This window comes from Imperialibacter sp. (genome assembly GCF_048007035.1).
Lineage (GTDB): Bacteria > Bacteroidota > Bacteroidia > Cytophagales > Cyclobacteriaceae > Imperialibacter.
The window spans coordinates 1,064,912-1,078,175 of the sequence record NZ_CP180355.1 but is presented as its reverse complement, the minus strand read 5'-3'; the positions used below and the strand labels follow the sequence as shown (position 1 = coordinate 1,078,175).

The 13,264-nt window shown below is 46.3% G+C and carries 14 protein-coding genes; 10 read left to right on the top strand and 4 right to left on the bottom strand.

Annotated elements, in window-relative coordinates:
• Positions 1 to 112: 112 nt before the first annotated feature.
• The 5 genes from ACMVP2_RS04830 (at position 113) to ACMVP2_RS04810 (ending at position 2,833) form a co-directional block, all read left to right on the top strand.
• Positions 113 to 634 carry a hypothetical protein gene (locus tag ACMVP2_RS04830; RefSeq protein WP_151998023.1) on the top strand — a complete coding sequence of 174 codons (522 nt, stop codon included), beginning with the start codon at positions 113 to 115 and terminating at the stop codon, positions 632 to 634.
• 5 nt (positions 635 to 639) lie between these two features.
• A complete protein-coding gene (locus ACMVP2_RS04825; RefSeq protein ID WP_416866929.1) occupies positions 640 to 1,047 on the top strand; it encodes a YkvA family protein in 408 nt (135 codons plus the stop codon).
• 263 nt (positions 1,048 to 1,310) lie between these two features.
• Complete coding sequence (locus ACMVP2_RS04820) at positions 1,311 to 1,982, top strand: NAD-dependent epimerase/dehydratase family protein (protein WP_339792956.1); 672 nt, start codon at positions 1,311 to 1,313, stop codon at positions 1,980 to 1,982.
• A gap of 61 nt (positions 1,983 to 2,043) precedes the next feature.
• Positions 2,044 to 2,496 carry a D-aminoacyl-tRNA deacylase gene (dtd, locus tag ACMVP2_RS04815; protein WP_416866928.1) on the top strand — a complete coding sequence of 151 codons (453 nt, stop codon included), beginning with the start codon at positions 2,044 to 2,046 and terminating at the stop codon, positions 2,494 to 2,496.
• A gap of 10 nt (positions 2,497 to 2,506) precedes the next feature.
• Positions 2,507 to 2,833, top strand: coding sequence for a nucleotide pyrophosphohydrolase (locus tag ACMVP2_RS04810; protein WP_416866927.1), 327 nt, complete (start codon positions 2,507 to 2,509; stop codon positions 2,831 to 2,833).
• Between the two features lie 8 nt (positions 2,834 to 2,841).
• Here the strand turns inward: ACMVP2_RS04810 and ACMVP2_RS04805 are convergent, their stop codons facing one another.
• Positions 2,842 to 4,026, bottom strand: coding sequence for a class I SAM-dependent rRNA methyltransferase (locus ACMVP2_RS04805; protein WP_416866926.1), 1,185 nt, complete (start codon positions 4,024 to 4,026; stop codon positions 2,842 to 2,844).
• A gap of 220 nt (positions 4,027 to 4,246) precedes the next feature.
• On the opposite strand from ACMVP2_RS04805, the gene ACMVP2_RS04800 reads away from it, so the two are divergent.
• The 3 genes from ACMVP2_RS04800 to ACMVP2_RS04790 all read left to right on the top strand — a co-directional run bounded on the left by ACMVP2_RS04800 (position 4,247) and on the right by ACMVP2_RS04790 (position 8,165).
• Positions 4,247 to 5,125 (top strand): hypothetical protein, encoded by an 879-nt coding sequence (locus ACMVP2_RS04800; protein WP_416866925.1) that lies wholly within the window; start codon positions 4,247 to 4,249, stop codon positions 5,123 to 5,125.
• Between the two features lie 116 nt (positions 5,126 to 5,241).
• Positions 5,242 to 5,577, top strand: coding sequence for a PadR family transcriptional regulator (locus ACMVP2_RS04795; RefSeq protein ID WP_317487903.1), 336 nt, complete (start codon positions 5,242 to 5,244; stop codon positions 5,575 to 5,577).
• Positions 5,574 to 8,165: an ABC transporter permease gene (locus ACMVP2_RS04790; RefSeq protein WP_416866924.1), complete on the top strand. Its 2,592-nt coding sequence runs from the start codon at positions 5,574 to 5,576 to the stop codon at positions 8,163 to 8,165. Before ACMVP2_RS04795 ends, ACMVP2_RS04790 begins: the two co-directional genes overlap by 4 nt.
• A 46-nt stretch (positions 8,166 to 8,211) precedes the next feature.
• On the opposite strand, the gene ACMVP2_RS04785 is transcribed toward ACMVP2_RS04790, so the two are convergent.
• Together ACMVP2_RS04785 and gcvT are read right to left on the bottom strand one after the other, a co-directional pair.
• Complete coding sequence (locus ACMVP2_RS04785; RefSeq protein WP_339792944.1) at positions 8,212 to 8,919, bottom strand: 2-phosphosulfolactate phosphatase; 708 nt, start codon at positions 8,917 to 8,919, stop codon at positions 8,212 to 8,214.
• Positions 8,920 to 8,923: 4 nt separating this feature from the next.
• Complete coding sequence (gene gcvT / locus ACMVP2_RS04780) at positions 8,924 to 10,021, bottom strand: glycine cleavage system aminomethyltransferase GcvT (RefSeq protein ID WP_339792943.1); 1,098 nt, start codon at positions 10,019 to 10,021, stop codon at positions 8,924 to 8,926.
• Between the two features lie 364 nt (positions 10,022 to 10,385).
• Here gcvT and ACMVP2_RS04775 point away from each other — a divergent pair, with 364 nt between their 5' ends.
• A complete protein-coding gene (locus tag ACMVP2_RS04775; protein WP_416866923.1) occupies positions 10,386 to 11,450 on the top strand; it encodes a hypothetical protein in 1,065 nt (354 codons plus the stop codon).
• 97 nt (positions 11,451 to 11,547) lie between these two features.
• On the opposite strand, the gene ACMVP2_RS04770 is transcribed toward ACMVP2_RS04775, so the two are convergent.
• Positions 11,548 to 12,729 (bottom strand): trans-sulfuration enzyme family protein, encoded by a 1,182-nt coding sequence (locus tag ACMVP2_RS04770; RefSeq protein ID WP_339792941.1) that lies wholly within the window; start codon positions 12,727 to 12,729, stop codon positions 11,548 to 11,550.
• Between the two features lie 151 nt (positions 12,730 to 12,880).
• Between ACMVP2_RS04770 and ACMVP2_RS04765 the strand changes: the two genes are divergently transcribed.
• Positions 12,881 to 13,195, top strand: coding sequence for a rhodanese-like domain-containing protein (locus ACMVP2_RS04765; RefSeq protein WP_151998036.1), 315 nt, complete (start codon positions 12,881 to 12,883; stop codon positions 13,193 to 13,195).
• Positions 13,196 to 13,264 lie beyond the last annotated feature (69 nt).

The window sequence follows — 13,264 nt, the reverse complement described above, 5'->3', positions numbered from 1 at the left end:
AATTTTTCCAGAACTCAGGCAAAGTTGCTGCAATTCGGGGATTTAAATTTATTTATTTTGAAAACGGTAAGTCCGTTAAAATAATTCTAACTTCAAATCAAAACCCTGGTAAATGGAGCCCTTAGTTGATCTTGCAAAAATTATTATCCCGGCTGGCCTGGTACTTTATGCTATGTACCTGATGGTTAGGTCGTTTCTGAACAAGGAGTTGGAAAAAAGGATGTTGGAGTTGAAAATGAAGAATACCGAGAGCATTCTTCCGATCAGGCTCCAGGCCTATGAGAGAATGTGTCTTTTTCTGGAACGGATATCGCCAAGTAACCTGCTTGCCAGGCTCAGCACCGGCAACCTCACTTCCAAGGAACTACAGCATGTGCTTCTCAAAGAGATTCGGGATGAGTTTAACCATAACTTGTCGCAGCAGTTATACATGTCAGACGACGCCTGGAGGTCGATAAAAAGTGCGATGGAAAGTGTGATTATGATTGTTAATCAGGCTATTACAGAGGTGAATCCAGAATCGAAGAGTATTGAGTTGGCAAAGGCCGTCATTCAAAGGGCCATGCAGGAAGAGCGTGACCCGGTGGAGCAGGCCTTGAGTTTTATGAAAGATGAAATCAGAAAGGTGTTTTAGGTCATATGGAGGAGAATAAGGAGAAAAAAGCGCTGTCGTCGTATGAAAAGAAAGCCGAGAGGGTACTTCGGGATGGAGAGCGTGTAGATAAAATAATTGGGAGCGTGTCCACAAAGCTTGGCGAGATTACCCAAAGCAATGAAAGGCTCAGTGGTTTTGTCGGACGAATCAAGGTTATTTCCAGAATGGTGAAGAACTATATTTCTGGTAATTACCGTGTAATGCCCTGGAAAAGCATCGTCCTTCTGGTTGCCGGTCTTATTTATTTTATCACCCCTATCGACCTTATACCTGATTTTATCCCAGCGCTGGGGCTGATCGATGACATCTCAATGATTGCTTTCATTTACCGCAGCTTAAAGCAGGATATTGACGAGTACCTGTTATGGGAAAGGGATAATTTTTCTATTTGAAAAGGGCAGCGTAGTTGGCAAAAAAAGGGGCGACTAAATTTTCCAAAGGATATTTTGTACTTAAGCAAGATGGAAATAACTTTATCTTGAACGACTTACCGTTTGATACCAGCAGTAAATGATTCAATAAACTGGTAAGTTTTTTTCTCAACCAGCACCTGCCAGGCGAAAAGCCTGCGGAAAGAGTGGCCGAAGTGGCGGTATCCGTCAATGGTTTTAAGCAACTTTCAGATAGAGTTGCCAACAATTAAACTTCAAATGATATGGGTAAGACTGCACTTATTGCTGGTGCCACTGGCTTGGTTGGTACATCGCTGCTGGATCAACTGGTTGGCGACGATTATTATGATAAAATTGTAGTCCTCACACGAAGAGAGCTCCCGTCTGCCAACGACAAAGTTCGGGCTGTTATAACAGATTTTGAGAATTTGGAGAGCCTTTCGGCTGATATGCAGGCCCATCATTTTTTTTGCTGCCTGGGCACCACTTTGAAAAAGGCCGGATCGAAGGAAGCTTTTTTTAAAGTGGATTATACCTACTGTTTCAATCTGGCTCAGGCGGCTGCTAAAACTGCCACATGTGAGCAGTTTCATGTTGTTACTGCGCTGGGTGCCAATGCTGATTCGGTCATTTATTACAACAAAGTGAAAGGGATGCTCGAAGAGGCGTTGAAGAAATTAAGTCTCCCTTCGCTATATATTTACCAACCCTCTCTTCTTTTGGGTGAAAGGGATGACCGTCGCCCTTTCGAAGAAGTTGCCAAGTTTTTTTCCAAACTATTCTCCTTTTTTATGATAGGATCGAGTAGAAAGCTTTTTGCTATTGACGCCAGCAGGGTGGCAAAAGGAATGGTCGTTACGGCCAAAAAGGGGCTACCACGCCTCCATGTTTTCCCCTCCCGACAAATTGAAAAAATTACGACCACAAAGGATTAGCCTGAATTGATTATTGATTGTACTTTGAACCTGATAATGTTTCGAAGGAAAAATAAGAGCAATGATTGGAGTGGTTCAAAGAGTGTCGGAGGCATCGGTAACAATTAACGGCGTCGTCGAAGGAAAAATTGGAACTGGTATTATGTTGCTTCTGGGTATTGAGGAGGCGGATACTCAGGAAGATATAGAGTGGTTGAGTAGGAAAATTGTCAATCTTCGGATTTTTAACGACGACGATGGTGTGATGAACCGAAGCCTTGCGGAGGTTGGGGGCGACATACTGCTTATCAGTCAGTTTACGCTCCATGCCAGCACAAAAAAGGGCAACAGACCTTCCTATATCAAAGCTGCCAGGCCGGATGTGGCCATACCTCTTTATGAGAAAATGATTGCCCAGCTGCAGGCTGACTTACAGCGTGAAATTCAGACGGGTGAGTTTGGAGCCGATATGAAAGTGGCGCTTGTAAACGATGGCCCTGTTACGATCATTATTGATACTAAGAACAAAGCTTAAACCCTTCCAGATGACGATAGAAGAAGCACAGGAGCAGGTAGATCAGTGGATAAAGACCGTGGGTGTCCGCTACTTCAACGAGCTGACCAACATGACCATTTTGACTGAGGAGGTAGGCGAGTTGGCCCGCATTATGGCAAGGACTTACGGCGAACAGTCGTTCAAGCAATCAGACAAAGGAAGAGACCTGGGAGATGAAATGGCCGATGTGCTGTGGGTGCTGATTTGTCTGGCCAACCAGACAGGGGTCAACCTTACGGAGGCATTCCAAAAGAACCTGGAGAAAAAGACCAGCAGAGACAAGACCCGCCACAAGGACAATGAAAAGCTTAAGTAGAGCGAGGGTTAACTTATCTGCAACACCAAGCCCTTCAAATACTCCCCCTCAGGGTGGTAAATGCTTACCGGGTGGTCGGCTGGCTGATGCACTTGGTACAGGATGCGAACCTCACGTCCTGTGGCAGCAGCGGCTGAAAATACAGCCGTGCGAAAATCTTGCGGCGACACCACCTGAGAGCATGAAAACGTAAACAGTATTCCTCCCGGCTTTATTTTTTTGATGGCCTTTTCATTAATCGTGCGATAGCCCTTGAGACCGTTTTCAAGCACCCTTACATGCTTGGCAAAGGCAGGCGGGTCGAGTACAATCACATCAAAATCGTCGGGCATTTTAGCCAGATAGTCGAAAGCGTCAGCACAACGGGACGTATGCTTTTCCGTTTTCCCGAAATTCAAATCAATGATTTGCTCAGTCAGGTCAATGGCTTTTTGCGAACTGTCGACACTGACCACTTCTGAGGCACCAGCCTTTAAAGCGGATACCGAAAAGCCACCTGTGTAGCAGAACGTATTAAGCACTTTCTTGCCCTTACTAAACTCCTCCAGCAGTCGCCTGCTTTCCCGCTGGTCGATAAAAAAACCTGTCTTTTGGCCTTCCACCACATTGATGGTGAACTTGCTTCCGTATTCATTTACCTCCACCGTGTCGCCTTCCCCGAAAATGAATCCATCTTCGGCCTGGATAGGTGCTTTGAAAGGGATGGTGCCGGCGCTCTTGTTGTAGCAGGCGGTTATGGGGAGGTCAAGCTCTTTGAGGATAGAAGCAAAAGTGTCTTTCAGCAGATACATGCCAACGGAGTGCGCTTGAAAAACCACCGTTCCATTGTAGTAGTCCATGATCAGCCCTGGCAAGCCGTCGCCTTCTCCATGTATCAGGCGAAAAACATTGAGGTCGTCTTTTTTCGTCAAGCCTACTGCCCTGCGGGCTTCAACTGCCCTGTCAATTTTACCTTTCCAGAAGGCTTCATCGACCGTGACGTCGGAGAAAGCCACCATGCGCACAGTGATCGAACCGATTTGGTAGTGCCCGATGCCCAGAAATTTCTTTCTGCTGTCCAGCACCTGCACCAGGTCACCTTCACTTAATTCTTTTGGAGTATGTTGGATAGCTCCTGAAAACACCCATGGGTGGAAACGCTGGATGGAGCGTTCTTTTCCTGCTTTGAGAATAATGGAGGGGTACGAGGACATGGTTTTTTATTAAGGCGCAAACTTATGATGAAACTGATGAAATCGCACGGAAAGATAGAGATTATACGTAGTGGCCAGATGAAGCAAACATCCCATGCTTTGTGATTTTGTCGATGTGAGGGATATTAAGCAGAGGAAAATTCTGACTTTCTCATAAATAATGCTTACATTTTAAGAGGATCACAACAGGAAGGAGAAACCAACCTAAAATATTATAACCATGAAAAATATATTGATTTTAGCCGTTGCCAGTATTTATGTGCTGGCCAGTGGGTGCTCGTCCGATTCCTCGAAGGAGTCAACAACGGCACCGAAAAGTCTTGTGGGCACATGGGAGCTGGTGTCTTACATGAGCGACTCCAGTGGTGGAAAGACTTGGATAGATCACGCCTCCAATATTCTTTACCAAAAACACCTGACCCCAACCCATTTTACCTGGATAAGCTATCAGAAAGATAACGATCAGCTTGTGGGAATGGGAGGTGGAACCTACACCTACGATGGTGAGAACTATGTAGAAAACATTGAATTTTTTCTTCCAGCCACCAGTAGCATCCTCGGCCAAAAAATCAACTTCACGGCTGACTTTGTCGACGGTGAATGGCATCATAGAGGTTTCGTGAAAGATTTTGAGTTTGATGTCGAAAGTGCGGAAACAGTTGTCGTGGATTCGTCTCGCATCGAGGAAATGTGGAGGAAGGTGCCTGCAGTTGCAAAAAACGACACTTCCCTCGTCGGAACCTGGGAGTTAGTTTCCTATCACGAAAAGGAAGGAGGCCCTGAAATGAGCTACCCTGGCTTTGTGAAGTATATGAAGCTTGTGACTCCTTCACATTTTGTTTGGATTCAATACAATGATGACGGGGACTATATTTCAGGAACAGGCACAGGATCAATTATCTATGATGGAAAAACGTACACCGAGAATGTGGCAATGATTCACCCGTCGGGTCACACCCTAACGGGGGCTACCATTACATTTGGTGGTGTTGTTAACGCCAACAGGTGGACACTTTTTGCGGAAAAGACAGTGAAGCAAGGACAAGAAATTGACTCCGTATACATAGATGAAACGTGGGCGAGATATAAAAAACCATAAGTGATTGATGAATAGGGTCAGGAGCCGGGATAACCTCCCGGCTCTTTTATTTTTATTTCTTCTACAAAAAGACAACATAATGCATTACTTTTATGTTTGTATAACTAATGGTGACTATGAAAGGCTCATATTTGGGTGAATTGGAAGAACTTATTCTGCTGACAGTTGGGGCGTTGTTTGACGAAGCCTATGGCGTGGCTGTAATGGATGAAATAGAAAAGCAGACAGGTAGAAGCATGAATGTAAGTGCGGCCCATGCCGTGTTGCGGAGGCTGGAAGAGAAAGGCTACGTTACGTCACGGATGGGAGGAGCCACCAACGAAAGAGGCGGGCGACGCAAGCGGTACTTCACTTTGACGGCTGTTGGCAAAAAGGCGCTGGATGAGTCTTTCGCTTTCAGGAACGAGCTGTACAAAAGAATACCAAAAATGGCCTTCAACTTTTCATTATGAAGCAGCTATCGCCGCCTAAATGGGCTGATAAATTCCTAAGGTGGTATTGCAATCCCGATCTTCTGGAAGAGATCGAAGGGGATATCTATGAGATTTTTGAGAGGGAGGCTGCTGTAGACACCCAAAAAGCCCGGCGGCGGTTTATTTGGAATGTACTTCGATTTTTTAGGTGGGCGAACATTAAAAGGACAAACTCAAATTATAAGGCTAGTCAAATGGGACTCATTAAAAATTACTTTACGATAGGTTTCAGAAACCTATCCAAAAACTGGGGCATCTCGCTCATCAACATCCTTGGCTTGTCTGTGGCAATAGGCATGGGCATCGCCATTTTCATATTTGTTGATATGCAGACGCATATGGACGACTTCCACTCCAACAGGAGGAATATTTACCAACTGATCAATCATGTGAAAACCGAGAACAGCACTGCGATGTGGGCGGATGCTCCCTTGCTGATAGGGCCGGATTTGGTTGACAAGCACGCTGGGGTTGACAATGTGGTGCGGGTCGAATTCCAGTATGGCAATATGCGGTTTGGTGACAATGTTTTTAGCGAGTTGGTATCGTTTGTTGACCCGGCCCTGCTGAAAGTGTTTGATTTTCCTATCAAGTATGGAGATGTAAATGCGCTGGAGAACAAAAGTTATGTAGTGATTGATAAAAATACCGCAGAGAAATACTTTGGACGGGAGGACGCTATGGGCAAGGATGTTTCCATCAAGTATTCCAACGGTGTGATTCAGAACTATACGGTGGGGGCGGTAATGGACAAGACGCCGGATAAAGCGAGCTTTTCATTTGAAATCATGGTGCCGATGGACAACTTCTTTGATCTGCAACTCGAAGATCATTATGACTGGGCCTATTCCACAGATGCTATTTTTATTGAAATGAAGGAAGGTCGCCAGCCACAGGAATTGGAGGAGACTTTTAGAGGATTTGTGGCTCTGCAGAATCAAACAAGTAGCAAATGGCCTATCGATAAATTTGAGATGGTGCCATTGGAGAAACTGGCGCTCAGGTCTTTTGAAATAGATGGCTCGATAAGCGGGAGCGGGCATCCAGCCGGGCGTATCGGGCTTTCTGTGGTGGCATCTATGTTGGTTTTGCTGGCTTGTTTTAATTACATGAATATCTCTGTAACGGCCGCTACCCGACGACTGAAAGAAATTGCCATGAGGAAGGTGATTGGGGGAAATCGGCGGCAGATCATTTACCAGTTCATTTTGGAGAACATGATCTTATGCACTTTTGCTCTGGGATTGGGCACTGTGTTGAGCTACTATTTCTTTTTGCCCGGGCTCAACACCATGATACCAATTACCATTCCTTTTGAATTTTCTAGTCTTCCCATGCTGATTGCTTTCTTCGGTGGGCTGTTACTATTTATTGGCCTGGTGTCAGGTGCCTATCCGGCCTTCTATGTGTCGAAGTTTCAGCCAACCAGTATTTTCAGAGGAAATGAGAAACTGGGTTCAAAGAACGTCTTCAGCAAAATATTGCTGGGCTTTCAGTTTTTCTTTGCCATAAGCACCATCATCGCTTGCTTTGTTTTTACCGACAATGCCATTTATCAGGCGGAAAAGGACTGGGGATACAATCCCAAAGGAATCATTTCAATGCCACTGGTGGAGGCGTCGGACTTTCAGGCCCTGAGGGATGCGGCCAACAGGAATACCGCTGTTTTGAGCTATGCCGGGAGCAATTACCACGTGGCCAGGGCCAATAAGCTCACCAAAGCCGACGTGCTTGACAAGGAGGTCAAAACCTATGCCTTTCATGTGGGCGAAAACTATATGGAAACGATGGGCTTCCGCCTTAAGGAAGGAAGGTTCTTTGGAGACAGCAAAGCAGATGACCAGTCAGGAAGTATCATCGTAACAGAAATGTTTGTGGAAAAGGCTGGTTGGGATGATGCCATAGGCCAACAGGTGACTTATGATAGCACACGGTACACGGTGGTGGGGGTACTGGAAAACTTCATGTGCAATGCTTTTTACGATGAAATGCTACCATCTGTTTTCACTGCTGCTCCCGAGGAGGAATTTAATTATTTCGTAGTGAAAACCGCTGCGGGTAATGAAAAAGAACTGGACGAATATTTTGCATCAGCATGGACAGGAATAGCCCCAAACGACCCTTACAACAGTAAGTATCAGGTAGATGTTTTTGATTACTTCTTTAAGGAAAATCAGGGAAATATTGTGGTGATAAGCTTCATATCGGGCTTAGCTATTGTCCTTGCTTGCCTGGGCTTGTTTGGTCTGCTCGGTTTTAGCATTCAAAGTCGGAAAAAGGAATTTGGGATAAGGAAGGTGCTGGGGGCTGATGCAACGCAAATCATCAGAATTGCCAGTAAACAATACTTTTGGACGATTCTTATTGCCTTTCTTTTGGGGGCACCGGCTGGTGCTTTTCTTATCACTCAAATGATCAACGCTATTTATCCGGACCCCAAGGAAACTACAGCGCTCCCATTCATTCTGGCGATGGGCATTGTGCTGGTGACAACAGCTGTGACGGTGGCAAGCCAGGTGACCAAAGCCACCAGCGTCAACCCAGTACAGACGTTGCGGAGTGAGTAGCGTCGAATAAAAGCTGTGCCGGTGGGGGTTGCCCGCCGGCACCATTTTAGCCCGCTAAAACGAGATGTCCTTCTTTCAGCACAGGAACGATATCAAACTGATCTTCCTGCACGCAAAATTCGATGTCCTTAAATACGTCCAGCTTGTTGAGACGGCGGGCATGCGACGATTCCTTCACAAATGTGAAGAGGTCATTTTTTTCGACCTGGTATAGCTTTACCATCATTCGGGGGACATCGCACTCAGGTTGGTGCGAAGTGGCCAGCCGTTCAACCAGGGCACCAGCAAACAGGCTGTCCTCAAGATTCACTTTTCCTTTCCAGGCCGCACAAACCACCACCACGTCTTTGTCTTGCTGCTGGATGTATTTTGCAACGGCGCTCAGGTTGAGGAAGGCACCGATAACGATTTGATCTGCCGTCTTTGATTTTTCGATGGCAAGGGTGCCATTGGTGGTGGTAACGGCCACTTTCTGCCCTTTCAGGTGAGGTTCCATGTATTCGAAAGGGGAGTTGCCCATGTCGAAGCCTTCCACCTTGCTGCCGTTGCGTTCACCCGCTGTGAAGTAACCTTCTTGCTTGAGCCCTTTGCAGATGTCCACATCGGCCAATGGTTTGATAGCGGCTACTCCGGTGGCCAAGCCTGACACCATGCAGGAGGTGGCTCTGAGTATGTCCACCACCACCACAATTTTGCCTTTTAACTCGTATTGATGGATTAGCTCCGGAGAAAGGCAGACATCAATATTCCTCATCAGTTTACTTTTTTAGAAAAGGCACTTTTACCACCCTGGCCTTTAGGAACTTGCCTCTTACTCCCACAAATATTTCCGTGTCGGGCTGGCTGTATGCTTTGTTCACGTAGCCCATGCCTATGCCTATGCCGAGCGTCGGCGATTGTGAGCCAGACGTTACTTCGCCAATTTTTTCCTCAGAGGCATTGAACAATTCATAATGCGCTCGTGGAATGCCTCTGTCAACCAACTCAAAGCCAACCAGCTTTTTGCTGATACCAGCTTCTTTTTGGGCTTTGATGGCAGCTGAGTTGGTGAATTCTTTGGTAAACTTGGTGATCCAGCCGAGTCCAGCTTCGATGGGAGAGGTGGTGTCGTCAATATCATTGCCGTAAAGGCAGAAGCCCATTTCCAGGCGCAGCGTGTCTCTGGCACCAAGGCCTATAGGTTTGATACCAGCAGTGGCCCCAGCTTCAAACACCTTGTCCCAAAGTGCTTTGGCGCCCTCATTTTTCACATACAGCTCAAATCCACCAGCACCGGTGTAACCGGTAGCAGAAATAATGACGTCTTTGATGCCGCCAATTTCACCTACCGTGAAATGATAGTAGCTGATGGCTGAAAGATCAACAGTGGTGAGCTTTTGAAGAACCTCAACTGCCTTCGGGCCTTGCACAGCAAAAAGGGAGGTGGCGTCGGAGATATTGGTCATTTTCGCTCCGAAGGAATTGTGACTGCTGATCCAGTTCCAGTCTTTGTCGATGTTAGAGGCATTGACCACCAGCAGGTATTTCTCGTCAGCCATTTTGTATACCAGCAGGTCGTCCACAATGCCGCCTTTGTCGTTGGGCAGGCAAGAGTACTGCGCCTGTCCGTCCACCAGTTTCGAAGCATCGTTGGATGTCACGCTTTGGATGAGGGGCAGGGCACCAGGGCCTTCTACCATAAACTCACCCATGTGCGACACATCGAACACACCTACGGCATTTCTAACTGTATGGTGTTCGTCCAGGTCAGAGGAGTAGCGAACAGGCATATTGTAGCCTGCGAAAGGTACCATTTTGCCACCCAGGGCCACGTGAACATCGTTGAGGGCCACTTTTTTCAATTCTGCAGAGTCCATTCTTTTTGCTGTTTATTCGGAAGCTGCAAAAGTAGTAATATTTGACAAGGGACAGCATATGATCCGCAGCAGAATATGATTTAAGGATGACAGAATATGTAAGCGAACGTCATTGTCTTGATGTGGGCATGGTGCGTTTAGATTGGTTTAAGGTTTTAATAATTGGCCGACTTTTTGCATAACCTACAATAGCGGATAGCATGCTATCGCTACTTTTTGATCTCGTGTTATTGCTCAGCATCCTTATGCGAGTATTTTTTTAAAGACGGAGGCTATTGCTGATAGTGCCTGGCCTGCCTGGAATTCAGGTTTTGAACTTAAGATTTTTTATAAGACCAATATCATTTTTTAAACGATTCGTACTATGAAAGCAAAACTGATTTTTTCATTTGTGGCTGCTCTGGTTATTTCATTTGCAGCGTATGCACAGGAGCCAGCTGCCGATAGTGTGGCAGAAAAGGTGGTTGTCACTACCCACGACGGTATTGTAAGAGTAGGTGTGATTGTGAGCGATGACGGGAGAGAAATACTTCTTGAAACGGAAAACCTTGGGAAAATCTATATTTCCAAGAGCGATGTCAAAACTATCAGACCCTTTGCCGAGTCAGATCGTATTGACCTAACCGGAGAGTACCAGGCCAATGATCCGTTCAGTACAAGGTACTATTTCACTACCAATGCGCTACCAATTCGGAAGGGGGAGGACTATGGCATGCTGAACCTGTATGGGCCTGAAGTTCATTTTTCTCTGGCCGACAATTTTTCAGCGGGCATCATGTCTACCTGGATTGCCAGTCCTTTCGTTGGGGTATTCAAAGTGTCAATCCCAACTCGAAATGAGAAAGTTAGCTTTGGCATAGGCACACTATTGGGATCCTCCGGATATCTCAATAGCTTCAAAGGTGCCGGAGGACTTCACTGGGGGATGTTAACACTAGGGAACCGACGGAGCAATATTACTTTCTCCGCTGGCTACTTGTACGTTGGGACGGGAACAGAAAGCTACTACGCAAAGCCGGGCGTTTATCCCGTTACCCCTGACGAGTTTGGAGGATACTACCCAAATATTCCTTACCAATCTGAGAAAAATGGAATGGCAAAAGCACCATCGTTTTCGATTGCTGGTGTAACACCGGCAGGTAGTAAGTCAAGTTTTATTTTTGATTCCATGTTTTTTGTGGCCAGTCAATACCGCAGGAGCAGTATGTGGCACGATAACTACGACAGCAATGGAATGCTTACTTCGGTAAGGATTTCGGATGAGTCCGGTTATGAAAAATTCTCTGCGCTGGTTTTGATGCCTGGAGTTAGATTTCAGCATCGGGAAGGGCGTGCCTTCCAGATAGCTCTCGCTGGTGTTACGGTGTTTCAGGACGGGGAGGTCAACTCCTTTCCACTGCCTAATTGCTCGTGGTTCTTTAAGATATAAATTCACTCAAAAGCAAATTGACAACTACTGCAGCCCCAGTTATCACATACCAATTGATAAATGGGGTTGTTGTTTTATTGTCGGCAGTATTTGACTACTATTTCGAAGCTGCAATCGCCTGCTCAAGGTCAGCTACTACATCATCAAGATGTTCCAGTCCCACAGAGACCCTGATCAGTCCGTCGGTGATGCCCACTACTTTTTTCTCTTCTGCGTTGAGCTTCGAGTGGGTAGTAGAGGCAGGGTGAGTCGCTATGGTACGTGTGTCGCCCAAATTGGCGGAGAACGAGATCATTTTCAGTGCATTGAGGAATCTCTTGCCTCTTTCTACTCCACCACCCAACTCAAAGGTGACGAGGCCGCCGCCCAGGGTCATTTGTTTTTTTGCTAACGCTTGCTGAGGGTGAGAAGGAAGGAAAGGATATTTCACCCAAACTACCTCGGGGTGACTCTCCAGATGAGTGGCTAGCTTGAGGGCATTGTCGCAATGTTTTTCCATCCGCACAGCCAGTGTTTCAAGGCTCTTGGAAAGAATCCAGCCATTAAATGGAGACATAGCCGGGCCAGTGTGTCGGGCGAAGAACCTTACTTTTTCAATGTGTTCTTTGCTGCCGAGCACAGCACCACCAATCGCTCTTCCCTGACCATCGATAAATTTAGTGGCTGAGTGGGTAACGATATGCACGCCGTATTTGGCCGGGTTTTGTAAATAAGGCGTAGCAAAGCAGTTGTCAATATTGACGATCAGGTTGTGCTTTTTACCGAACTGCCCCAACCACTCCAGGTCTATCAAGTCGAGCGCTGGGTTAGAGGGAGTTTCCGCAAAAACCATTTTAGTATTGGGTGTTACAGCTTTTTCCCACACTTCAGCGGGGTCGCTCAGGTCCACATAAGTATGTGTGATACCCCAGCGAGGGAATAGCTGTGTCAGGATCTGGTGCGTGGAGCCGAAAACAGAACGGGAGGCAATGATATGATCGCCGCTGTTCAGAAAAGCCGCCATGCTGGTGAACATGGCTGCCATGCCCGAGGCCATGGCCATACCGTCCTCTGTTCCTTCCAGCAGACAGAGTTTCTCGATGAACTCATCATTGTTTGGGTTAGAAAATCGGCTGTATATGTTGCCTTGCTCCTCATTGGCAAATAACGCTCGGGCTTGCTCAGCATTATCGAATACGAAACTAGACGTGGCGTAGATAGGCACGCTGTGTTCTCGTTGTGACGAACGTTCTGCCTGTGTACGGATGGCGTTGGTTTCGAAATGTTTTTTGCTGCTCATATGCTGTAACTACAAAATTGAAGGCGACAAAGTGAAAGCTTATTTGGAACTTTTCAAAAAAATTAGTGGCTTTAAATACTGATTAAGCATTTAATTGTTGTTTTTTGAAGGACTTAATTTGATCTTCGAAGATTAAAGAACGGGAATAGCCATGAAGGAAATAAGTGTAAACGAACTGAAAAAACTGATGGATTCAGGAGCTGACTTTCAGCTGATTGACGTAAGAGAGCCCAATGAAGTGGCTCAGGCCAATATTGGAGGGCTGCACATACCTATGGGTAACATGGCCGACAATATCGATAAAGTGGAGAAAGGCAAACAGGTGGTGGTGTACTGCCGAAGCGGAAGAAGAAGCGGTACGGTTGTGGAGTTTCTCGAAAGAAAGGGGCTTGATAATGCCTATAACCTGGCTGGCGGGATTTTGGCCTGGAAGGCTGAATTTGACCCGAATATGAATGTGAATTGATATAAATTCGCTAGACATACATGAGCCCTGACCATTCCGAATGGCCGGGGTTTTTTGTTTAGAAAAAGG